Annotated in this window: 21 protein-coding genes and 2 pseudogenes; 6 read left to right on the top strand and 17 right to left on the bottom strand. The window is 64.0% G+C overall.

From position 1 onward, the window contains the following. Positions 1 to 852: 852 nt before the first annotated feature. The 4 genes and pseudogenes from AAW51_RS12635 to AAW51_RS29920 form a co-directional block, all read right to left on the bottom strand. Positions 853 to 1,452: a hypothetical protein gene (locus AAW51_RS12635; RefSeq protein ID WP_157359838.1), complete on the bottom strand. Its 600-nt coding sequence runs from the start codon at positions 1,450 to 1,452 to the stop codon at positions 853 to 855. 234 nt (positions 1,453 to 1,686) lie between these two features. Further along, positions 1,687 to 1,872: pseudogene (locus AAW51_RS29120) on the bottom strand (transposase domain-containing protein); the annotation flags it as partial. 143 nt (positions 1,873 to 2,015) lie between these two features. Continuing rightward, positions 2,016 to 2,213 carry a hypothetical protein gene (locus AAW51_RS12630; RefSeq protein ID WP_157359836.1) on the bottom strand — a complete coding sequence of 66 codons (198 nt, stop codon included), beginning with the start codon at positions 2,211 to 2,213 and terminating at the stop codon, positions 2,016 to 2,018. Positions 2,214 to 2,294: 81 nt separating this feature from the next. Further along, positions 2,295 to 2,480, bottom strand: a complete 186-nt coding sequence (locus AAW51_RS29920; RefSeq protein ID WP_047194897.1) for an NAD(P)-binding domain-containing protein — start codon at positions 2,478 to 2,480, stop codon at positions 2,295 to 2,297. A 762-nt stretch (positions 2,481 to 3,242) separates the two neighbouring features. On the opposite strand from AAW51_RS29920, the gene AAW51_RS12620 reads away from it, so the two are divergent. After that, positions 3,243 to 6,332 carry a G8 domain-containing protein gene (locus AAW51_RS12620; RefSeq protein WP_169788018.1) on the top strand — a complete coding sequence of 1,030 codons (3,090 nt, stop codon included), beginning with the start codon at positions 3,243 to 3,245 and terminating at the stop codon, positions 6,330 to 6,332. 124 nt (positions 6,333 to 6,456) lie between these two features. Here the strand turns inward: AAW51_RS12620 and AAW51_RS12615 are convergent, their stop codons facing one another. Beyond that, positions 6,457 to 7,269 (bottom strand): MerR family transcriptional regulator, encoded by an 813-nt coding sequence (locus AAW51_RS12615; RefSeq protein ID WP_047194896.1) that lies wholly within the window; start codon positions 7,267 to 7,269, stop codon positions 6,457 to 6,459. 280 nt (positions 7,270 to 7,549) lie between these two features. Between AAW51_RS12615 and tnpB (AAW51_RS30755) the strand changes: the two genes are divergently transcribed. Continuing rightward, complete coding sequence (gene tnpB, locus AAW51_RS30755; RefSeq protein WP_083438254.1) at positions 7,550 to 7,681, top strand: IS66 family insertion sequence element accessory protein TnpB; 132 nt, start codon at positions 7,550 to 7,552, stop codon at positions 7,679 to 7,681. Positions 7,682 to 7,943: 262 nt separating this feature from the next. On the opposite strand, the gene AAW51_RS12610 is transcribed toward tnpB (AAW51_RS30755), so the two are convergent. The 5 genes from AAW51_RS12610 to AAW51_RS12600 all read right to left on the bottom strand — a co-directional run bounded on the left by AAW51_RS12610 (position 7,944) and on the right by AAW51_RS12600 (position 12,394). Then, complete coding sequence (locus AAW51_RS12610; RefSeq protein ID WP_157359834.1) at positions 7,944 to 8,942, bottom strand: hypothetical protein; 999 nt, start codon at positions 8,940 to 8,942, stop codon at positions 7,944 to 7,946. A gap of 391 nt (positions 8,943 to 9,333) precedes the next feature. Continuing rightward, positions 9,334 to 9,555 (bottom strand): hypothetical protein, encoded by a 222-nt coding sequence (locus AAW51_RS31345; RefSeq protein ID WP_417903618.1) that lies wholly within the window; start codon positions 9,553 to 9,555, stop codon positions 9,334 to 9,336. A gap of 677 nt (positions 9,556 to 10,232) precedes the next feature. Next, the gene (locus tag AAW51_RS12605; RefSeq protein ID WP_047194894.1) at positions 10,233 to 10,607 is read right to left on the bottom strand and encodes a VOC family protein; all 375 of its coding nucleotides are present in this window, start codon (positions 10,605 to 10,607) and stop codon (positions 10,233 to 10,235) included. Between the two features lie 600 nt (positions 10,608 to 11,207). Continuing rightward, positions 11,208 to 11,357: a hypothetical protein gene (locus AAW51_RS29915; protein ID WP_157359832.1), complete on the bottom strand. Its 150-nt coding sequence runs from the start codon at positions 11,355 to 11,357 to the stop codon at positions 11,208 to 11,210. 470 nt (positions 11,358 to 11,827) lie between these two features. Further along, complete coding sequence (locus AAW51_RS12600; RefSeq protein ID WP_047194893.1) at positions 11,828 to 12,394, bottom strand: hypothetical protein; 567 nt, start codon at positions 12,392 to 12,394, stop codon at positions 11,828 to 11,830. 189 nt (positions 12,395 to 12,583) lie between these two features. Between AAW51_RS12600 and AAW51_RS12595 the strand changes: the two genes are divergently transcribed. Both AAW51_RS12595 and AAW51_RS12590 read left to right on the top strand, forming a co-directional pair. Next, on the top strand, positions 12,584 to 13,045 hold the full coding sequence (locus AAW51_RS12595; protein ID WP_157359830.1) for a hypothetical protein: 462 nt from the start codon (positions 12,584 to 12,586) through the stop codon (positions 13,043 to 13,045). A gap of 229 nt (positions 13,046 to 13,274) precedes the next feature. Beyond that, positions 13,275 to 13,622 (top strand): hypothetical protein, encoded by a 348-nt coding sequence (locus tag AAW51_RS12590; RefSeq protein WP_157359828.1) that lies wholly within the window; start codon positions 13,275 to 13,277, stop codon positions 13,620 to 13,622. A gap of 66 nt (positions 13,623 to 13,688) precedes the next feature. Here the strand turns inward: AAW51_RS12590 and AAW51_RS12585 are convergent, their stop codons facing one another. Continuing rightward, a complete protein-coding gene (locus tag AAW51_RS12585) occupies positions 13,689 to 14,408 on the bottom strand; it encodes an SDR family oxidoreductase (protein ID WP_047194891.1) in 720 nt (239 codons plus the stop codon). Between the two features lie 68 nt (positions 14,409 to 14,476). Between AAW51_RS12585 and AAW51_RS12580 the strand changes: the two genes are divergently transcribed. Beyond that, a complete protein-coding gene (locus AAW51_RS12580; protein ID WP_047194890.1) occupies positions 14,477 to 15,136 on the top strand; it encodes a TetR/AcrR family transcriptional regulator in 660 nt (219 codons plus the stop codon). A 31-nt stretch (positions 15,137 to 15,167) separates the two neighbouring features. Next, positions 15,168 to 15,371 (top strand): annotated as a pseudogene (locus AAW51_RS12575) (transposase domain-containing protein); the annotation flags it as partial. A gap of 21 nt (positions 15,372 to 15,392) precedes the next feature. Here AAW51_RS12575 and AAW51_RS12570 read toward each other — a convergent pair. From AAW51_RS12570 to AAW51_RS12545, 6 genes are all read right to left on the bottom strand, one after another. Continuing rightward, the gene (locus tag AAW51_RS12570) at positions 15,393 to 16,115 is read right to left on the bottom strand and encodes an NADPH-dependent F420 reductase (protein WP_157359826.1); all 723 of its coding nucleotides are present in this window, start codon (positions 16,113 to 16,115) and stop codon (positions 15,393 to 15,395) included. A 284-nt stretch (positions 16,116 to 16,399) separates the two neighbouring features. Beyond that, positions 16,400 to 16,558, bottom strand: a complete 159-nt coding sequence (gene tnpB, locus AAW51_RS12565; protein ID WP_238947846.1) for an IS66 family insertion sequence element accessory protein TnpB — start codon at positions 16,556 to 16,558, stop codon at positions 16,400 to 16,402. Then, positions 16,555 to 16,869, bottom strand: coding sequence for a transposase (locus AAW51_RS12560; RefSeq protein ID WP_083438250.1), 315 nt, complete (start codon positions 16,867 to 16,869; stop codon positions 16,555 to 16,557). The genes tnpB (AAW51_RS12565) and AAW51_RS12560 overlap by 4 nt, the downstream gene beginning before the upstream one ends. A 141-nt stretch (positions 16,870 to 17,010) precedes the next feature. Beyond that, positions 17,011 to 17,559, bottom strand: coding sequence for a hypothetical protein (locus tag AAW51_RS12555; protein ID WP_047194888.1), 549 nt, complete (start codon positions 17,557 to 17,559; stop codon positions 17,011 to 17,013). 342 nt (positions 17,560 to 17,901) lie between these two features. Beyond that, on the bottom strand, positions 17,902 to 19,791 hold the full coding sequence (locus tag AAW51_RS12550) for an ABC transporter ATP-binding protein (protein WP_047194887.1): 1,890 nt from the start codon (positions 19,789 to 19,791) through the stop codon (positions 17,902 to 17,904). Positions 19,792 to 19,803: 12 nt separating this feature from the next. Further along, positions 19,804 to 21,252 carry an ABC transporter permease gene (locus tag AAW51_RS12545; protein ID WP_047194886.1) on the bottom strand — a complete coding sequence of 483 codons (1,449 nt, stop codon included), beginning with the start codon at positions 21,250 to 21,252 and terminating at the stop codon, positions 19,804 to 19,806. Positions 21,253 to 21,277: the final 25 nt, after the last annotated feature.

Below are 21,277 nucleotides of genomic sequence, written 5' to 3'. Positions count from 1 at the left end.
TGTCTCTGTAGGACAGCCCACCGAGGCCTTCGTACAAGCCGAATTCAGCTGACTTTCAGTTCGTGCGAGTTCCGCAAAAATCGAACATTTACTTTCACAAAATCACAAAAATGGCAGTCGAAATGCCGGCAAAAGGCGGACTTGCTTCCAAACGAAACAAATGAGACGGTCACCGTCAAGGACAAGTCGTCTATTTGTGTGCCTTTGTTTCTGAAGTCGCAACGCCGGCTGCGAACTGTGCCGCCTGGAGTGCGGAGGTTCTACGGGATAACCCTGCGGGGCGGGATGTGCCCCGTTCGCGGCACACGGAGCGACTTCCGATCAGGATGACAGGCGACTAGCGTGTGGGTGTCGACATCTCATCTCGAACGACATGCCAACCATTGCTGTCTAGTTCCACAACCATCTTGTGCATCAGACACTGAGAAATGATCCGTCCTTCCCCGTTTGTGCGAAAGAAGGACACGCTCACGCTGAGCTCGTACTTCCCCGGAGGCGGATCTTCGTCTTCGGCGTCGGATAGAACGTCAACCACGGTATGCCAGGGAGACGTAGCGGAGATCGGAATAGGATGACCGGGGAAGCGAGTAATGCACGCCGCCCCCCCGAACACAAGTGACCGGTCATCCCGTGACACCAGCAAACCACCGTTCACCACGGGCTCCCCCTGCAACTCGATTCCCTCATCCGATTGCAGGGACACGACGATAGGCAATCGCGGCACCGGTACCCCCCAGCCCTTGGAGGGACGCATCGCAACTGCGACCTTCATGTCGATAGCTTCTGAACTCATCATCCTATTGTTGGCCGCTCGCGAGCGACGAGCCGCATGGGCGGGCGCGCTCGCAATGCTCAGAGCAGGTAGTCGTAGTGGGCCGAGAATTCGCCCTCGATCTGCGCTCTCGTTGCCTCATCCTCGGTGAACGCGGCGCGACCTAGAATGCCTTGGACGAGGTGCTCCTTGCGTACGGTTGCTGCAACGTGAGATAGGTCTTGGGCAGCCACTAGTACCCCGTGCTCAAACAAGAGTTCCTTCACCTGCTCGAACGCCCAAAACGGTCGAGACAACGAGTTGCTGGCCAGTCCCCTGACCAAATCTCGGCTAACCACTAGCCCGCCGGTAAACTCGATAGGGATGCTGAGGCCGGAATAGACGCAATTAAAACCAACCCAGGAATCAGGCGCCGTCGGCATGACGCCTCCGATGCTCGGCCCGTTGGGTCGTTGATTCTTGATCGGGTGCCCCGCGTCATGAAATACGAGCAGGTCAGCCAACACTAGCGACTCGATGACGGCAAACATGGCTTGCCAACCCCGGTAGCTTGCTGTCGAGGGTGCCGCAGGGTTCAGGCCGTAAATCAACGGGTCGAAGAGCGGGCTATCCCCGCTGCGGGCGCATATCCGGTACTCCTGATTCTCGTGACAAAGGTGATCTGGTACTTGTGCCGTCATGCTAGACAACTTCTGACAGAGCTTCCTGCTGCTGATCCTCGTGCCTCTGGAGTCCGAACTCTACAGAAAAGCGACCGACGTGTTGCATAGAAGATCCGTAAGCGTCCGCCGAACACAGGTGAAGGCGTCATCGGGAAGTACTGTTCAACTTGATAAGCAAGAATGACGCGATGCACCACAGAGTCCCGCTGAACATGCGATAAGACCAAGCCCAAGATGCATCGGATGCCGTGGCTAAGGTTTATGAGTCCATGCTTGGCTGACTTGCCGCGGCGGATCTTCCTCGTTGGTGGGCAAGCGCTCCATCACGTCGCGCAGGTAGTGCCACGGATCGATGTCATTGAGCTTGGCCGACTGGATCAAGCTCATGCCGGCAGCAGCTCGCTTGCCCGCGCGCAAGCTGCCGGCGAACAGCCAATTCGCACCGACGGTCCGTATGCGCGCACTGGAGGCCCGGTTGTAGCTTGAGCGAGGCCGCGGGTCACGCTGCCGCCGCTGCGCTTCTGACCGTCCGCAGTGCTGGCGCCCCCTTTGCCGCGCTGCGCCCCTCTATGGAGCTGAGTTCATTGCGGACCGGACGGCCGCCGAAGCACTTTGACCACCGCGGCCGGCTCCTCGCCCGCCAGTCCCGCGGCTTCGGCCCGCTGCAGCCATGACACGAGCAGGCCCGACAGCTCGGTGTTGAGCCCCTGAGCCCGGGAGAATGCCTGGATGCGCTGTTTTGTCGCGGCCACCGAGATGCGCCCGGTGGTCAGCTGCACCAGCGTCCTGCCCTGCGCCGCTGCCGCCACCCCCGGGCTGCTCCAGGATGCCGTTGACCGCCAGGTGGTCGTAGACGCACATCAGCACGACGGGACTGGCAGTGAAGCCTCTGCCGCGCTTGCGGCGACCTGCGCCCCTTGCGCGGAGCGCGCGCCGGCCTTGGCCGCAGTGCGGTTCCAAACGGTGACCTGGTGCCCTTGCTGGAGCTGGAGCCGCGCGAGGGTCTCGCCCATCGCGCCCAGGCCGATCACGGTGACGTCGTTCATGCGAATCTCCATCGTTGGGATGGCGGCATGATCCGATCCGCCACGACGCCCAGGCCCTGCCGCCTCGATCACACCGTTCGTCGCTGCCTTGTCTGCGCCTGCAGCTCGTCGCTTTCCCAACCGCTGCCCTCGAAACGTAGATGCGGCAGGCATTTCAGGAGCGGCCATGAGCTGCAAGTCCGCCTGGTTCTCCGTTGACCGTGCGTCAGCAATCCCGAGTTCACGCCCGGGGCGGCCAAGCCGTAACTAAACACGCGGGCCGCGTGGCCCTGTCCCAGCGAACCCGCCGAAGCTAAGCGAGCACTGACAACGCCTGGGCTTGTGAATGCTTGCTGGCTGGTGTGGTTGGCGGCCCCAGGACATGGCTTATGGCGGCGCAGCAATCACGGCGCGTGCCAACGGCAGCCGTTACTTGGAGTTGCGTCGGGTCCCATTGACCCTATCGGGCCGTGCCAGTGCAATCGCATCCACAAAGCGGCAAGTACGTATTTCACACATGCCATGACCTCCAAGCCACGGGCTGGACGAGCCGGCGATGTCGCACCACTTACAACACCTCGTGGAGAGGGAGGCCTTATGACCCCAGCGGACACCCCGCCCCAGTTGTCCCCGATTTCCGCCACCTTGACGGCCCTGTTCATGGCGACTGCCTTGACGGGCTGCGGCGGCGGCAACAAGGACGGCCAGCCCAGTGACTCGGCGGCGATGGCAGAGACAACGCAAACGTCAACAGCGACCTCAGCGGAAGAGTCGACTGAGGCATTGGCAGCGACACCCGTGTCGGGAGGCTGGGTCAAGATCGCCAACGAACAGGACCGCTTCGTCATACAAGGTAGCCGGGTGGTTCGCTACGGCGCGGGCTCGACTTGGATCGAGAAGACGGTTTCTGGCGACGGATGGTGCACCAACCCCTTCTTCGGCCGCGACCCGCTGGCAGGGACCGTCAAGCAGTGTCAGGTCCAGCAAGCAGCCCCTGCGCCGACCCCGGCCCCAGCCCCTGCGCCGACCCCTGCGCCGGGAAGCTGGGTCAAGATCGCCAACGAACAGGACCGCTTCGCCGTGCAAGGCAGCCGGGTGGTTCGCTATGGCGCGGGCTCGACCTGGATCGAGAAGACGGTTTCCGGCGACGGGTGGTGCACCACCCCCTTCTTCGGCCGCGACCCGCTGGTAGGGACCTTCAAGCAGTGTCAAGTCCGGGTGGAAGGGCCGACACCCGCCCCGGCGCCCACACCTGCACCCACACCTGCACCCACACCTGCACCCGCTCCCACGCCACCCGGTAGCGACGGCTCTCAGCTCTGGTCCGCGCCCAGCACCTGGGGCGGCACCCTGCCCCCGGCCGGTGCCACGGTGGTGATCCCGGCCGGCAAGGTCATCACGCTGGACGCCAACACCCCGCCGCTGGGTCATCTGCAAATCGACGGCACCCTGCGCTTCGCACGCCAAAACGTCGCGCTGACGGCCGCGTCCATCGACGTCACCGGCGCGCTGGAGATCGGCACGGCCGCTGCGCCCTACACCCAACGGGCCACCATCACGCTGACCGGCGCACCCCGCACCCCCAACGACGGCGTCTCGCGCGGACTGAACGTGAGCGGCGGCCGGCTGGAAATCTATGGCGCCGTGCCTCAGCCGGTGTGGACCAAGCTGGGCGACCACGCCACCGCCGGCGCCACCACCCTGCGGCTGAAGGACAGCACCACGGGCTGGCGTTCGGGCGACACCATCGCCATTGCACCGACCGACTTCTACGGCCAGACGGAGACCGAGCGCCTGACCCTGTCCGGCGCCACCGGCACCCAGCTGAGCCTGAGCACGCCGCTAGCCAAGTCCCGCTGGGGCAAGCTGCAGTACATCACCCACAACGGCATGAGCCTGACGGAAGATCCCGGCTACGTTCCGCCGGCCACTCCGGCGCCGACCGAGCTGGACGAGCGCGCCGCGGTGGGCAACCTCAGCCGCAACATCGTCATCCAGGCTCCCGACGACGAGGCCTGGCGCAACAGCGGTTATGGCGTGCACGTGATGATCATGAACCTGGCCTCCAAGGTGGTGGTCGACGGCGTCGAAATCCGCCGCGCGGGCCAGGCCGGAGCGCTCGGGCGCTACCCCTTCCACTGGCACATGCTGAGCTACAACACGCAGGGCCAGGTGCTGGGAGACGCCCTCGGCCACGTGATCCGAAACAGCAGCATCTGGAACTCCTCGCAGCGTTGCATCGTGATCCACGGCACCAACGGCGTGCAGGTGCTCAACAACATCTGCCAGGACATCGCCGGCCACGCCTACTTCCTCGAAGACGCGGTGGAGCGCCGCAATGTGTTCGACGGCAACCTGGCGCTGAAGATGCGCGCGCCGCCTGCCGCGCGCCGTCTGCAGGTGCACGAGGGTGTGGTCCACGAGGGCGGTCCCTCCGGCTTCTGGCTGACCAACCCGGACAACATCGTGCGCAACAACCTGGCGGGCGATGCCGAGGGCACCGGCTTGTGGATGGCCTTCCCGCCCCGCCCGCTGGGGCTCTCGGCCAGCGTGCCACTGCGGCCGGACCGCATGGCGCACGGCGTGTTCGAAAACAACACCGGGCACAGCGCGCGTGCCTCGGGCATCCTGCTCGAACACGCCCCCATCGATGCCGCCGGCAACGTGCAGCCCAACTACTACATCCCCACGTCCACCGGCACCGACGGTGGGCCCGAACTGCAGTTCACGCTCAAGCGCATCACCTCGTACAAGAACAACGGCGGCGCCTACCGCAACCGCGCACGCGGCCCACAGTACGTGGAATGGGTCACGGCCGACAACGCCGGCATCCACTTCTCCGGCGCCGTGCAGAACGGCAACCTGACACGTGCCCTGGTCGTCGGCACCAGCCTGAACAACCCGACGCCCTACCCGTCGAATGATCCGTCCGCCGCGTTCGCCAGTTATCACTCGACCCTGAACCTGTTCAGCAACACGGTGGTCAACTTCCCCTTCGCTGACGGCCGGCCCAGCGGCGTGTTCAAGACGGACGACTACTACATCACGGCCGTCGACAAGGGCCCGGTGCGCAACCCCAACAACCGCCTGATCAACAGCTCCGCGGGCTACCGCACGCTGCCGCCCCACCTGGACGGCCAGCCTTTGAACCGGCGCCATTGGACCTTGGCCGGCGCCTTGTGGGACCCGCACGGCTACTGGGGTCCCAGGGGCAACTATTGGGTCGTCGACGTGCCCTTCCTCACCACGGGCGCCAATTGCCAGCCGGTGGCGCCGGCCGGCCGCAACAGCGTCAGCTGCAATGGCGAGTTCTACGGGGTGGAGAACTACAACACCGACTTCGACAACCGCGACTACATGTTCATGTCGCCCATCGAAGCGACCCGGCTGGACGCTGCGGGCAACACCATCGGCACCTGGGCGATCGCTGACGGCAACGTCTCGACGTTCTTGGGCCACATGCGGCACTTCGCGGCACGCACCGGCGGCCGCTACGTGCTGCGCTTCCCCGAGCGCCCGCTGCCGCGCTACTTCGAGGCGAGCATCACCAATGTCTACCGCGCGACGGATAGCTTCATCCTGGCCGTGAGCTTCGACGGCTCGCTCAATGCCACCGGCTACCTCACGTCCTCGGGCAACCGCAGGGAGCCGCGCAACTGGGCCCCAGGCGATCGACCCGACATCGTGCGGCGCTTCAGCCCGGCCAACAGCTATGCCGAGATGCAGGCTTCCTCCGGCAACCTGATCTGGCAGGACCGGGCCAACAACCTGGTGTGGATCAAGGTGCAGGGCGGTCTCACCGTGCAGGGCGGGCCGACCAACTCGGACCAGGACCTGTACCGCACCTACGGCCTGCTGCTTTACCCGAGATAAGCGCCACTCCGCAGGCCGGCACGGGACACCGTGCCCGGCCTGATCGCTGCGACACGGCGATCGACGTTTCGTCGCAATGGGATGGACGCCCGCGGCCTGATATCAAGGCGTCGGCCAGCGACGCTTACTCTGGAAGGTGAACTGCTTGAACAGCCGTGCCATCAGCCGCGCCGAGATAGTGCCGCATCGCCTCCTGCAGATAGGTGCCGATGTCCGGATCGCTGGAGCCGGTGAACGTGACATAGCGGCTGTCGTTCGCGTAGAGATCGGCCAAACCCAACAGGTAGCCCCTTTCCGGTTGACCCTCCGGGTCTTTCTGCGTGGCCGGGATGGCGGCCAGCAGCTCGACATGCCGGCGGGCGGCTTCCTGGGCAACGTGATGGTCAGGCGTGAGCCCCGCCGCTTTGGCCGCCGCATAGCCGCGCCCGATCTCGGCCCATTGCGCGCGAATGCGCTGCGCGTCCGTCGGTGTCAGCGTGCTCCACCATTGGTGCGAACGGTTCCAGGCGTCTGGACCCCAGCGTTGCTCCACTTCCTTGCGGTACTGGTGTTGGTCGAAGCCGTCGAGCATGTTCTCTGCCATGAGGGGTTCTCCCTTTGAAAGTTGATCCAGCGTCCAACGCACCGCTGAGAGCCTGCGCTCGATACGGGCGCGTTCCAGCATGAGCTCGTCCATGTGCTGCCGTAGCGCCGCGGGCAGATCCGGTTCTTGTGCGTCCAGCAGGCGCCCGATTTCACTCAGGGGGATGCCCATGTCGCGCAACAGCAGGATGCGCATCAGACGCAGCACGCCGTGCTCGTCATACAGCCGGTACTGACCGTCCCCGGCACGAACGGTCTTGAGCAGACCGAGTGCTTCGTAGTGGCGCAGGGCTCGACTGGTGACGCCGGAAAGGCGCGCCACTTGTGTGATCGACCAAGTGCGTGGAGAGCTCATGGCAAGACTGTAGAGGTTGACGCTGCGTCAAGGTCAAGCGCCCGCGCGCCCGCCAGCACCACAAGGCGCAACGGAGCATTCGTGAGGTTCGCCTGCGGATACATCCTGTTGATGTGTGGCGGTGTCGGCCAGACGATAGAACGCGGCGGTGCGCTCGCCGCGGGTGTCGTGCGAGTAGGCGGGCAACCGTTGCCCTCCTGAGGCGACGGTTTGGATGTCGCGGTCCGCAGCGTGATGGGAGACCTCCAGGCAGCCGTGCTCGGCGGCGCAGCGGCTGGACATGCGCAAGGGCTTCGACGGCCTGGCGCCGCTGGTGCAGACCGCACTGGCCGACAACCCGTACTCTGGCCACGTGTTCGTCTTCCGGGCAAGCGTGGCGACATGGTCAACGTGTTGTGCGTCGACGTGCTGACACGGTGCCGTTTCTGCGGCCGCGCCCCTAGAACAGATGGCGCGCCTAACGCCTTGTTGAAATAGTCCTGGTCGTCGCCTACCGCGACGACCAAAGGCATCTCAGCTCAATGGCGCACGCCGTGCTGTCGGCGTCCTATGTGGACTCGGTATGTGGCCTGAGCGCCGGTGGCGCTTGGACGCATAGGGCATCGACTACATCGTGGGGCGGCCGGAGAACCGTAAGCTGCAGCGGTTCTCGGCCCCGCCCGAAAGCTCTCCCGTCAAGCGTCGTCATCCTCCGGGCGCATCAAGGCCGGCTTCCGGGTGGCACCCGCCGCCATGCTCGCCTGGTATTGCTGATGCTGGGACTGGGGCACTTCGTGGGACTTCTTTTTCACCTCGCCGTCCTGGCCCGCCGACTCGTAGGTCAGACCCGGGTTTTTGAGGCTGTGCGGCTGACAATGCACGGTGTTGCTGTCCAACAGGGACTGCACGAGTTCCGAGCCCACCGGCCGGCCCTGATTGTGCTCGTCGACTCGTGCCGGCGGCACGCCTTGCTGCCTGAACGCCTCTAGCTGCGCCTGGGAGAACAGGGACGGGTCAGCGGGGTTGAGCGTGTACAACCGCTTGTACGGCAAGCCGTCGGCCAGGCCGTCGCGCATCATGTGCGAGGTCGCGTGCGTGGGCCAGGGATCGATCACGACCTGATTCTTCTTCGAGTTGAGGTCGCCCGCGATGAGGAGCGCGTGGTCCATGAACTCGAACTGCACTTTGTGGATCGGGACATCGCGCGGCATGTTGGACAGGACGGCGAGCGCCACGTCCGCTTGTTCGCCGCAGTTGCCTGCACCGAAAGAGACTGCGAGACGCGCGCTGTTCTTGATCTCGAGCAAGGCCTGTTCTTCGGGTGTGACGTCCGTTTTGTTGCGGATGTGGCTCATGTCTTGCTGCGTATAGTGCCCTTTCAAAGCATGCACGGCGGCGCTGCGACGGGCGGCCTCGCCCTGGGTGCGGAGCACATCCAGTTCCTGGTTGCCCGAGCCATAAGGGAGCAGACGCTTCGTGATTTGAATCGACTCCTGCCCCGTATGCAGCGTGCGCATCTGTTCAGGGGAAACCTGCTTGACCCCATCTTCACCGGCCCCGAAGACCTGCTTCAGAGATGCCTTCGCCTCGCTGGCTGCTGGCGAAGGTTGGAGGGGAGCAAGTCCCGGCAAGGCGGAGAGCCGCACATCGGCGCGCAGCGGCGAGGACGAGGGGGTGTGGGTTCGCGGCAGCACGGCGGTGCTGGGCGGAGGCGGTGCACCGATGGCGCGTCTGGGCGCGGCGCTCAGCCCGGTGAGAAAGCCGAGTCTGCTGCCCTCCGACCTCGGGCCCGGTTGTACCGGTCGGGGTGCATCAGGGGACGACGGCCTGGAGCCAGGGAGTGCGTCCGTCACGGCGGACCTGGACAGGCAAGAGAAAATCTTCTTCATGACTTGACCGCGCAGCAGGTGTCGGCCCGATGGAGGATGCTTCACCGTACCGTGGTCGGGCGCACGATGGCAAGGCGAAGACGAAGTGCTGGGTCGGAAGGCGAAGTGCCGACCCAGCGGCGCGGGGAGCCGCCCTCGGGCTACGGGAAGCTCGCAAGGGGAGGCTGACAACCGGGGCCTATCAGGATTTCTGTGTTCAACAGGGTGAGCTGCAACCAAGGAGTAAGCTGCACGTCTTCGCCGATGCGCCCCACCGGGCGGCCGCAGCCTTCGTTCGGGCAGAACGTGTCCTCGGGCTCGTGGCGGTGTTCGACACGCCGCAGGTGCTGCGGCAGCGGTTGCGCATCAGGTTCGCATTGATCCCACGAGACAGCGCCACGGCGGCCATCGACACGCCGGGCTGAGCACATACCGCCACCGCTTCGGCCTTGAATTCGTCACTGTGCTGACGGCGGCGTCGACGCTGGCCGGCAACTTGGTTCGAGACTGTGTCCACGTGTCCACCAAAAAGTGAACTGCCCCCCGAAAGTTGGACACCATCATGAAGCCACACCTCGCCCCGTTCAAGGTGGAATGCCTAGCCGCTTACGCAGCAACAAGCGGACAGGTCGACAGGGATGCTGAGGCCGGAATAGATGCAATTGAAACCAACCCAGGAATCAGGTGCCGTGGGCATTACACCTCCGATGCTCGGCCCGTTGGGTCGTCGATTCTTGATCGGGTGCCCCGCGTCATGAAAGACGAACAGGTCAGCCAACACTAGCGACTCGACGACGGCAAAGATGGCTTGCCATCCTGTTGCTGATCCTCGTGCCACTGCAGTCCGAACTCTACAGAAAACCGACCGACGTGTTGCATAGAAGATCCAGCCTTCATGACGAGTGTTCGCCGAACTCAGATCCTCCGGGTACAAGATACTGGTTTGGTGCTACTGGCTCTCGGCTGGGCAGGCAGGCCCGACGGCAAGCCCCCTTAGATGGGGGCGTTGGTACGCCACGGCGTCGAGCCGGGATTTGACATCTACTTTGGCAGGCAACACGGCGAGGAGTTCTCTTCTGACGCGAGCCGCTGCCCTGCTCCCCCTCCATGGAAGGATCAGGCCTCGGGTTCGTGGCAAACCACTTCGATGTTGTGCCCGTCCGGACCGATGACGAAAGCTGCGTAGTAGTCCGCGTGGTAATGCGCGCGCAGACCAGGCGCCCCGTTGTCTTTGCCGCCCGCCTCCAGCGCCGCCCGATAGAAGGCTTCGACTTGCTGTCGATTCTCGGCCGTGAACGCCAGGTGAAGATGCGCCGGCTTCTCTTCGGTTTGGTACAAACACAATGAAGCCATACCCTTCGAGCTCAGCTCGACGCCGTACGTGGGCGGCCCCTCCGAGACAACCGCGATGCCGAGCGGTTCGAGTGCCTTGAGGAAGAACGCTTTGCTCGCGGCATAGTCGCTGACGCCGAATTTGACGTGGTCAAACATGAACTCTCCTGAAATGTGTGGGCCTGCGCGAGGCCTGATGTGTGCGAGTCAGTGTAGACGTCCGGAAGTAGGCATGGGCCAGCGGACGTGCACACTGCTGGCTGGCTCCGCAGAGGTGAATGGGATACTTGGAGTTCATAGTCCTGCCAGTCAGCTCCGTAAATTCGACTTTTCTATGCCTTCTGGTTCTTCGTCTGTTCCGGGTGGGGCGCTCTCCTGGCGCAGGGCGTCGGCCCCACCAGCCCCTCATCGGTTCAGGTTGCCGGAGCCTTTCCACTGGCGCTTCTCGGTGGCGTCCTAATGCTCTGGATAGGAGAGATTCGAACACTGCCGCTCGGCAGGCAATTGGAGGGTCCGTCACTTTGGCTGAAGCCGTGGAGGAATTGGCCCTTCGGGCTGCTTGTCTTCATTGGCCTCACTTTCACCTTCTCGTCAGTCTGGGGAGTTGTCGTCGCGGTTGCCGCTGACATGCCCGGGCTTCCTTCTGCGCTCCAGACCCTCGGCCTCGGTGCCGGCACGGCCGCGTCGCCCTTCCTCTGCCGTCAATTGTTTCGCTCAAAATTCAAGCGATGAGATTGCGGGATCTTCGTGACCGTCTAGTCAAGGCGTAGTGCCCAAACGCTCCCATTTCACTCGTTGTGGCACCGAGCGGACTTTCCGTTGAGAGGCGATTGCAGAGATGCAAGCAAGCGCCAGCAGCAGCAGCAGCAGCAGCAGCAGCAGCAGCAGCAGCAGCAGTGTCGCGAGCATGCTCCCACCCGTAAGCCGACGCGTGGTAAGCGGCTGGTTGCACCATCTTCACGGCGCTGCGCGTAGCTAAGTGGGGTCGGTCGGTGACGGAACGAACCGGTATTCCAGGATCTCTTGGCCCTCCGGCGTGAGATGCGCGAAGTCAAAGCCAACCCCGTTTCTGCCGGAGACAGTGAGCGAGCCGCTCGCAGCAATCCGCCACACGATCGACTGGCACGCCGCATCCATCGCCGTCTACATGGCATGGTTCATCGTCAGCCGTGCCAGCCCGAAGACCACTCGAGCCAGCGCGGGGGGGTGCAGAACTGGAATCTGCCTGATGCTTTGCTACCACCAAGGTGGTGCCCTGAGACTCGCGGTCCTGCTCCACTTCTGCTGCCATGGCAATGTGAGTGCCAAACGGTGTGAGGCGTCGTACACACACAACTAGGAGCACGACCGGAGTTGAGACATTGCGGCGATGAGGTTGATTACATTACCCGCCACATCGTGAAGGGACGGCTGTCCGGGGGCCACCAGTCGCTGCTGTCGTAGAGGCACAGGGCGCTGATTTGCTTTGTTGTCGGGTGCTTGATCACGCTGGCGACGATGTATAGGCGCTCGGGTTTGTCCGAGCCGGCGTAGAACAGCAAGAAGCCGTTGCCAGACGCCGGATTCGAAGAGATGCCCGAAAAAGGCCCGATTCGCCAGACGGGGCCGGAGGCGGTGGAGAACCAGCCTCCGTACTGCCCCTCGACCCGGGGCACTTGATCCATGCGCGTGACCAGCAAAGTCAATTGCAGCGCTTCGCCGGGAACGCCCGCACCGCGCGCCATGTAGGTACCCGACAGGCCCTGATAGTCATACGTCTCACCGAGCGGGAATCCCGCGCATTCCGGAAGCGGACTCCAATCCGCGGTCGTCGCTTGTGATGGCTGAGGCCCTCGGGCACTCCAGCCCGGATGTCCCGGTGCTGTGTCCACCCCGAAGGCGGGCATGGCGGCAGCCCCGGCAATGGCCAGCGTCAAGTAACGCAGAAGCTGAGAGGGACGCGGCATGTCATACCTCCTTCCTGAACGGTTCAAGGCGCAGGGGCCCGCGTCGGCGACACGGGCCACCCCGGCGTCTTGCTGTCAGCTATAGCGGCCGACGGTGGCTTCGGCAAGCGGCGAGCGTGCGAGATAGCCCGGACCAGTCCACATGGCCGAATGCCGGCGCCAGCGAATCACCTGCCCCAGGCCCGCTCCATGAGTTACCACATCACGATCCTCCGGACACTCGATGGCGCTCAGGTGCCCCTACACCCAGATGAAGTGTTCGCTGCGACCGGATCGAGCAGCGACTGGCGCTACGTCGAGCAGGACGCTGCCTTCGTCAAGGAGCGCGGCGACGAGGTTCTGGTTCTTTGGTACGAGAACGGAGAACTGTGGACTGAGAGGCCGGAACCTTGGATGCTGGAAGCCCTCCTCGACCTCGCGAAACGGCTGGGCGCACGCGTGCGCGGTGATGAGTTCGAGACCTACGAAACCGTCGATCGAACCTATTTTCATCCCGACGGCATCCAGGCCAGAGGTGATGCCGAGCGCGAGTCAAAGGCGATGCTGGCTGATCACCTGAAGACGCAGCGCATCATTCGAATCGGCATCATCGGGTGCTTCGCTGCACTTGCGGCCGCGGCTTATTTCATCGGCAAGCAGTTCGAAAAGTGAACTGTCGCCAAGGTCCAAGCCGTCATCCATCTCGAAAGATGGATCGGGCGCGACAGTTCGGTGCCCAACGCCTCGATCACGATCTCTTTGCGCGCCATCGATGCGGCCTGCTCCCACCCCACACTCATCGGCCCTTGAAGAACAGCGTCCTAAAGGTCGGCCCGCTCCCCACGACGAGGCGAGTGGTCTCGGAGGGGAGATCACAGATGGGATGGGGTCAAGGGTTCAGATGTCTTCGATTCTCTTTGTGCTACTCATCGCCACCCTTGTTTGGGTTTTGTTCTGCGCCGCTACATGGTTCCCTCCGTGGCCCAGCAGGGAGCAGGTGCTCGAGATTAGAGAGCAGCTCAGAGGATTGAAGATGCGCTCGAAGTTTCAGTACTGCATGGCGCTGATGATCGAATCGATCATCGCCTACCCAGTGCACGGTTTAGTGGTTTCGATCGGTCTTGCCGCGACCATCCTCAAGGTGATTGCAAAGGCGACCAGACCGATCAGCGCGCCTGCTTGCACGTCCGCGCCACCGGCTTGCATCCAATCCGACGAATCTACTGCGGTGGAAGGTGGCAAGCCGTAAGCGTCCGGCAAACCCAGCTTGCAGTCATCCGTCAGCCGAGCGTTGATACTGCCTAACGCCTTCGGGTTACCAGGGAGTCAGGTGGCCAGGCTCAACGAAGAGGCCGGATTCCTTGCCTTCCAACGCGTACTGGACCGGTAGCTTTGCGCCTTCATCCGGCGTCATCGTGCCGTAGCCCGTCAAGTCCGTTTTCACAAAGCCTGGACTGACTGAATTGACGACGATGCCAGTGTCTTTCAACTCCTCATTGAGCTGCACCGTGAGCATGTTCAAGGCTGCCTTGGACGCGTTGTAGCCGATGAACTGAGCCGAATAGTAGCTGGAGGTGGGGTCTCCATTGAGCGTCAGCGAACCCAGCGAACTGGACACGTTCACGATGCGGGCCGAAGGCGCCATCCGCAGCAGAGGCAGCATCGACTGCGTTACGGCCAGGGTGCCGATGAAATTGGTGTCCAGCACTCGGCGCACAGCGTCGAGAGAAGCCTTGCTCGGAGGCCCATCGACAGACTCGAAAACGCCGGCGTTGTTGACGAGGATGTCCAGCTTGCCGTGCTCGGACTGGATGTGGGATGCCGCAGCGGAAATGCTGGCCTGGTCGTTGAGGTCGAGGGCGATGGCGCTGACAGCCAGCCCATGCGCGTTCAGGGCCTCCACTGCGGCCCGGGCGCGTTCGGCATCCCTTGCACCGAGGATGACTCGCACGCCTGCTTGGGCGAGCTGTCGTGCGATTTCAAATCCAATGCCTTTGTTGGCGCCGGTGACCAGGGCGATACGTTGGTCAGTCATGAGAGAAGTCCTTTGCGTGGCGAAGTGGAACTAATATATGAGTCATTCTTCACCTCTGGAATTCGCTTTTGGCCAAGCGTGCCCAACCCTCTCTCAACCCGCGAAAGAAGCCACTTCAGGCCCGGGCCGCAGCGACGCTGGACGCGATTTTCGAAGCCACCATTCAGCTTTTGGTTGCAAGTGGAATTCATCGACTCACCACCACGCGTGTGGCCGAGCGCGCAGGCGTCTCAGTCGGGACGATGTACCAATATTTTCCGCACAAGGAGTCTTTGGTCTACGCGCTTAACGAGCGTTACCTCGAGGCTTTGGCCGACAGGATAGAAACCGCCTGCGCAAGCCAGCTGGGAGCACCCATCGGTGACATGGTCGAAGCGCTCGTAGAGACGTATTGGCGCGCCAAAACCGAAAAAGCGGATGTGACCCGGGCGTTGTACCGTTCCGTTGCAGAACTCGACAACCAACCGTTGATAGACGCGTTCGCACGCCGGGTCGATGCTGCAACGATGGCAATGCTCGAAAGCGCGACAGATGTGACGTTCAAGGACCTGAAGGGAGTGAATCTCACCTTGCTGACCGTCATCTTCGGCACGGTGCGCAACGCATTCGAGCGAAACTTGCCATCGTCGGCAGCTCAGGAGCTGCAACGGCAACTGGTGCTGATGTGCCGCGCCTACCTTACTGGCAGCGCGTGTGAATCCCGAGCACCCGTAGATTGGCAGTTGTAGCCGGCGAGAGTCCACCGATGCGGCAGCAACGGCAATGGGTCGCAAGGCGTGGCTCTTCGCGGGCAGCGAACTGGCCGGCCCGCGCGCGGCCATGGTGATGAGTCTGGTGCAGTCAGCCAGACTGCATGGGCATGACCCGTGGCTTTACCTCAAGGACGTGCTCGAGGGGCTGCTCGTACATCCGAACCATCGCATCGAAGAACTGCTGCCTCACCGCTGGAAGCCAGCTGCCTGACGCCGCGCCTCCGAGGGCGAATCAACGGACGAAGTACGGAGCCGCCTCTTGGTCTGCCTTTAGGCGGTAGGCCGCGATTTGAAGTGCATCGGCTTGTGCCAGCGCGGCCTTCAGTCCTTCCATATCGAGATCCCGACAGTACGCAGGTGCGCCTGGTTGCTGCCGCCACGAGTCGGCCAACGTACCGGCGTCGATAACGTCGAACCCGAGCGCCCGAATCAGGTCCTGGACGGTCTCTTTGGCTTGAGGCACATCTCCGGCGACGGAGAGGCAAACGCGACGCGGGTCACCAACTGGGACTCCGCGCGTAGCCAGACTTCCGGCAACGATGTTGTTGAATGCTTTAACCACCGGCCTGCCCAGAACGCGTGCCACCCATTCGCTATCGGTTAAGCCCTCGTCGATTTCAGCGATCCGTCCGTCCCGAGAGGGATAGTAGTTCCCCGTGTCGACGACGATTGCTGGCGTCGAACGGATGACCTCCCGAGGCAGGTTTAGCACCGCGCTTTGAGGAATGGTGATGATGGCGAGATCTTTTGCCCCAGCAGCCTGCTCCACAGTTGCTGCCCTCGCGCCCGTTTCTGCAGCGAGCGATGCGAGGGAAGCAGGGCCTCGCGAGTTAGCGATCGATACCCGATGCCCGAGGGCTCTCAAGTTTCGAGCGAGCGTGCTGCCGATGTTCCCCGAACCAATGATGCCAATATCCATTGTGGCTTCCCTTTCGCTGCGTTGACCACGCTGCATGAGTCGTTGCTGACGCTGCCAGAGATCACAGGCCACCCTACCACGACGGCCCTCGGCAGCGCCCGTAGCCGGGCGAAAACCTGACTCTGGTCGTTGCTTGGGGGCGCTGCCCCACCGGCGACACGCGGGACTATTGGTCGCACATCACCAAGGTCACGCTGAACGCTGAGCGCGACTGCGCTGTTTCAACGGCTTCGTGTCGCCAAGACATTCAACCGTTGGCTGCATGACTGAGGCGACAATTACCTTGACACGCGCCGACGGATCGAGGTCTCCCGCCGTCGTCAAGACGGTGTGCCCAGACGCTTACGATTGGCGAAGAGGTACGCGTGATGAGGCCGGGCGCTGCCGAAGACCTTGACCACGCGGGCCAGCGCCGTGTCGGTCCCGGCTCGCATGTCCAACGGCGTCGTGGCCATCCACACCGCGTCGACGCGGATCACCGCAACCAGTCCCGCAGCCAGGCCGCGCACTCTCGCGCTGCTGCGGCCGGCCAGACGATGTTCACCGTCGTACCCGTCCGCTGCAGTTCGATGCGGATCTCGCCCTCGGCCACCGGTGCCGTCAGCGCCAAGGGAACGAAGGCCGGGCTGACTTGCGGGCGGTCAAGCTGCGGCGGCTCCACCTTCGCCATCCGAGGTTCTGCATGCTGCGCATCAGTAACCCACTTGCGCAGCATATTCGCGTTCAGCCCATGCGCCAGGGCCACTGCAGCGATGGAGACGCCGGGTCGCAGGCACTCCTCGACGACCATCGCCTTGAACTCAACCCCGTGCCGTCGGCGACCACCTCCAAGGTTCGCGTCGGCAGTTCTGCCGGCCAGAGGCTCAGGTGACCGCAGCCGACCAATTTGGGGTCGGGCGACCTGCCATCACGGGGGACATGGTCAGACGGGTTAGCGCCGTGACTCACTACCTTCATCGCCCCTGATGAAGGTGGCGCCCTGCTTCGTTTTCACTTCCCCTATGATCGTGCCGTAGACGCGCAACACGCCCCCTTCATTCAAGGCGTCACCGGTGACCGTGCCATAGGAGAAGCATGTTCCTCCCACCCGCACCGTCACGCTGCCCACGCAGGGACCGAACAGTCTCAGCTCCCCTCCCTTATGGACAACGACGCCTGCAAGGGCGGGAGAGAACAATGCGAGTTTGGAGTGAACATGCAGGCACTCCTCTGCCGGGGTGTGCTGACAATGAAACCCCTCAAGCCCGTGCCATGGGGGTGCAGAACTCAAATCCGCCGTATGCGCTGCGACCCCCGCGTGCGGCACTGAGACCTCGCGGTCCCGCTCGATTTCTGAATCGTCAAGCACAACGAGCTCTCGCGAGTTCACCAGCTCGTGCAGGCTCCGTCGCCTCCTGACCTCATAGCGGAAGGCAAGAAGCACCAGACCTACTGATACCGCGATCAGCAGGGTTGAAGTCAGATAAGTCACAACCTGCATGGGAAAAGCTGAAGTGCAAGATAGGAAGTGCAAAGTCCCATCACGTGACTGCAAAGGGAAGGTCCAGTGGACATATTGTTTGTTGGCATCGAAGTGACGTGCCACATCTCTTGGGACGAAGCAGGCTAACCCCGACTGGATGACTTAAAACTCCGGCCTCGACCAGGACTGCTCCCGCTATTGGACGCAGCGGCGAGAACCACCGTGCGAAACCGGCGCTTCGCCATTTTCCGTCCACTCGGTACCGTGCGATCGACGCGCGCGCGCCGACCATGCAGAAATTCTCGAAGTCGAGAACCAGTGGACAGCTCTCGCGCCCAATCAACCATTCAAGCCACTCGGTCAGGTCACCGAGGCGCCCATCTCCCTTCGATGCACCCGAGGCACCGCGGCAAGCAAGGTGCGGGTGTAGGGATCGCGCGGCGTCTCCAACACTTGCGCCGCCGGCCCCGTCTCGACAATCCGGCCGGCTTGCATCACGGCCACCCGGTGCGCGACATATTCGACCGCCCCGATGTTGTGGGTGATGAACAGAAACGACAGACCCATGCTCGCCTGCAGCTCGCGCAGCAGGTTGAGGATCTGCGCCTGTACCGACACGTCGAGCGCCGAGGTCGGCTCGTCGCAAACGATAAGGCGCGGCTCGACCGCCAGCGCCCTTGCGATCGCCAGCCGTTGCCGCTGACCACCCGAGAACTCGTGCGGCCACCGCTGCAAGGCATCGGGCCGCAAGCCCACCTGCTCGACCAGCCGCTCGATCTGCGCACGCCGGGCGTTCGCATCCCACTCCGGCCGCAGCGACAGCAGCCCCTCTTCGAGGATCTCGGCCACCCGCATGCGCGGGTTCAACGACGCATACGGGTCCTGGAAGATGATCTGCACGTCGCGGCGTGCGGCACGCAAATCGTCGCCCTGCAAGCTGAACAGATCGCGCCCGCGCCACTCGGCGCGCCCTTCGATCAAGGCCTGGCCGCGCAGCAGCTGGACGATGGCCTTGCCGGTGGTCGTCTTGCCGCTGCCCGATTCGCCGACCAAGGCCAGGGTCTCGCCCTCGGCGATCTCGAGCGACACCTGTTTCACGGCCTCGAAATGGCTGTGCACCCGTTGCAGCAGGCCGCGGCGCAGCGGAAAGCGCACGGTGAGCTGCTCGACCTTCAGCAAGGGAGCCGACGGACTGCCGCCCTGCCCTGTGGTCGTCACCACCTCGACCCGACCGCCCCCGGCTGGCGACTCGGCGGCCGCCGCGCGCGGCTCATGGGGTGCGGACTGCGGAGCGTTGGGCTCGTACAGCACGCAGCGCACCATATGGGCCGGCGCCACCCGCTCCATCGGCGGAAGCACGGTGCGACAGTGCGGCATCGCCCGATCGCAGCGGGGCTCGAAGCGGCAGCCGGAAAACTCCATCCACAGCGGCGGCACGCTGCCGCGGATCGCCGCCAGCGGCTCGCCGCGCTTGCTCGCATCCGGCAAGGCGCTCAGCAGCAGCCGCGCATAGGGGTGCTTGGGCGCCGCAAAGAACTCGTCGGCCGGCGCCACTTCGACGATCTGCCCGGCATACATGAGGGCGACCCGATGGGCCATCCCGGCCACGATGCCGAGGTCGTGCGTGATCAACAGCAGCCCGAGGCCGCGCTCGCGCTGCAGTTCCCTCAGCAGGTCGAGGATCTGCGCCTGGATCGTCACGTCGAGTGCGGTCGTGGGCTCGTCGGCGACGATGAACTCGGGCTCGCCGGCCAGCGCGATCGCGATCATCACGCGCTGCTTCTGGCCGCCGCTGAGGCGGAACGGATATTCGTCGATGCGGCGCTCGGGCTCTGGCAGGCCGACCCGCCGCAACCACTCGATCGCCTTGGCGCGCGCCGCCGCACCGCGCAAAGGCGTGTGCGTCTCGATCGCCTCGATGATCTGGTCGCCCACCCGCATTACCGGGTTCAAGCTCGTCGACGGCTCCTGGAAGATCATCGCGATGCGACCGCCGCGCACGCTGCGCATACGGGCCTCGGGCCAGCCGAACAACTCGTCGCCGCCCAGCTCCAGCCGGCCGGCGGCGACACGGCCGTTGTCGGGCAGCAAGCGCATCAGCGCCAGCGCCGTCATGCTCTTGCCGCAGCCCGACTCGCCGACCAGCGCAAAGGTTTCGCCGCGCTCGAACGACAGCTGCAGGCCATCCACCGCGCGCACCAGGCCGGCGTCGGCCTCGAGTTCGACCGTCAAGTCCTTGATTTTCAGCATCGTGGTCACTCCTCAGGCGGCGGGACGCGTGCGGGTGGCCAGGCGGGCGCGGAACGAGCGCCCGCGCGGGTCGAAGGCCTCGCGCACGCCGTCGGCGAACAGGTTGGCCGCCAACACCAGCGTGACCATGAAGGCGAACGCGGCGCTCACCGACCACCACACCGTGGGCTCGCGCGACAGCTCGCTGCGCGCCAGGTTGATCATGCCGCCGAAGCTGTTCATCGACGGGTCGACACCGACGCCCACGTACGAGAGCACGGCCTCGTAGAGGATCAGCGACGAAAACTCGAGCACGGTGGTGATCAGCACCAGATGCATCACGTTGGGCAGGATGTGGCGGCCCATGATGCGCAGCGGCCCGACACCGAAGGCGGTGGCCGCCTGGACGAAGTCCAGCTCGCGCAGCTTGAGCGTCTCGGCCCGCAGCAGCCGGCACAGCGACGCCCAGCCGGTGACGCCCAGGATCAAACACAGCAGCAGGATGCGTACGTCGGAGCGCTCGGCGCCGGTCTGGAACAACTCGGGGTTCTTGTCGATGAAGACCTGCACCATCAGCACACAGGCGGCGATCAACAGCACATTCGGCACCGACGAGAGCGTGGTGTAGAGGTACTGGATCACTTCGTCGACCCAGCCCTTGAAATACCCCGCAGCAATGCCCAGCGCGATCGCGAACGGCAAGGTCGCGATGGTGGCGAGCGAGCCGATCACGAAGGCCGTGCGCACACTCTTCAGGGCCTGGTACAGCACATCGTTGCCGGTGCGGTCGGTGCCCAGCACGTGGTAGTGATCCATCCAGCCGATCACCGCGCCCGCCACGAGGGCGATCAGCGCGACGGTCACGGTCGCGGCGCGCCATGGCAGGTCGGTCTGGTCGCGAGCGAGCCGGGCCAGCACCACACGAACGCTACTCGCGTCGCGCCGCGCCACGCCGACGGCGATCAGGCCGACCAGCACCGCGGTCGACACCAGTCCCAGCAGCGCGCCGGTGAGCCCGCGCGAGACGACATCGCCGCCCCACTCGGCCGCCGGGTCCTTCAAGTGCGCGCCGCCGTGCGGCAGGCGCGGAAACGCGCGCGTGGGCCGGCCATCGACCTCCACCGTTTCCTTGACAAAACCGCGGTACGCCAAGGGCTCGGAGTAGGACGGCTCGCGCATCGCGATCTGGCGCGCCAACGCCAGGTCGAGCACCGACTCGACGCGCGGGTCGTAGGCCTGTTCGGCCTGCTGGCTGCCGCTGCTGGGCAAGGCGCGGCGGAAATGCAGGCTGTCGGCCAGTGCGACGACCAGGAACACCAGCAGCACCACGGCCGAGCACGCCGCGGCGGCATCGCGAAACACCGAGGCCCACTTGGCGCGCTGCGGCGGGCTGCGCCGCACCCGCGCGACATAGAAAGCGAGACATGCGACGAGCGCCCACAGCACCACGTCGGTCCACAACCAGACGAACTTGAAACCCATGGATGATGACCTTCTTCCTGGTTGT

The sequence above is a fragment of the Caldimonas brevitalea genome, assembly GCF_001017435.1.
Lineage (GTDB): Bacteria > Pseudomonadota > Gammaproteobacteria > Burkholderiales > Burkholderiaceae_C > Caldimonas > Caldimonas brevitalea.
Note: the sequence above shows the minus strand (reverse complement) of the source record. Positions and strands in the feature narration are given on the sequence as shown.

Coding starts and splice junctions, on each gene's coding strand:
- AAW51_RS12635 (WP_157359838.1), bottom strand. CDS start 1,452: ATGACGGCACAAGTACCAGATCACCTTTGTCACGAGAATCAGGAGTAC.
- AAW51_RS29920 (WP_047194897.1), bottom strand. CDS start 2,480: ATGAACGACGTCACCGTGATCGGCCTGGGCGCGATGGGCGAGACCCTC.
- AAW51_RS12615 (WP_047194896.1), bottom strand. CDS start 7,269: ATGAGCTCTCCACGCACTTGGTCGATCACACAAGTGGCGCGCCTTTCC.
- tnpB (WP_083438254.1), top strand. CDS start 7,550: ATGCGCAAGGGCTTCGACGGCCTGGCGCCGCTGGTGCAGACCGCACTG.
- AAW51_RS12605 (WP_047194894.1), bottom strand. CDS start 10,607: ATGTTTGACCACGTCAAATTCGGCGTCAGCGACTATGCCGCGAGCAAA.
- AAW51_RS29915 (WP_157359832.1), bottom strand. CDS start 11,357: ATGCTCGCGACACTGCTGCTGCTGCTGCTGCTGCTGCTGCTGCTGCTG.
- AAW51_RS12600 (WP_047194893.1), bottom strand. CDS start 12,394: ATGCCGCGTCCCTCTCAGCTTCTGCGTTACTTGACGCTGGCCATTGCC.
- AAW51_RS12595 (WP_157359830.1), top strand. CDS start 12,584: ATGAGTTACCACATCACGATCCTCCGGACACTCGATGGCGCTCAGGTG.
- AAW51_RS12590 (WP_157359828.1), top strand. CDS start 13,275: ATGTCTTCGATTCTCTTTGTGCTACTCATCGCCACCCTTGTTTGGGTT.
- AAW51_RS12585 (WP_047194891.1), bottom strand. CDS start 14,408: ATGACTGACCAACGTATCGCCCTGGTCACCGGCGCCAACAAAGGCATT.
- AAW51_RS12570 (WP_157359826.1), bottom strand. CDS start 16,115: ATGCAGCGTGGTCAACGCAGCGAAAGGGAAGCCACAATGGATATTGGC.
- AAW51_RS12560 (WP_083438250.1), bottom strand. CDS start 16,869: ATGGTCGTCGAGGAGTGCCTGCGACCCGGCGTCTCCATCGCTGCAGTG.
- AAW51_RS12555 (WP_047194888.1), bottom strand. CDS start 17,559: ATGCAGGTTGTGACTTATCTGACTTCAACCCTGCTGATCGCGGTATCA.
- AAW51_RS12550 (WP_047194887.1), bottom strand. CDS start 19,791: ATGCTGAAAATCAAGGACTTGACGGTCGAACTCGAGGCCGACGCCGGC.
- AAW51_RS12545 (WP_047194886.1), bottom strand. CDS start 21,252: ATGGGTTTCAAGTTCGTCTGGTTGTGGACCGACGTGGTGCTGTGGGCG.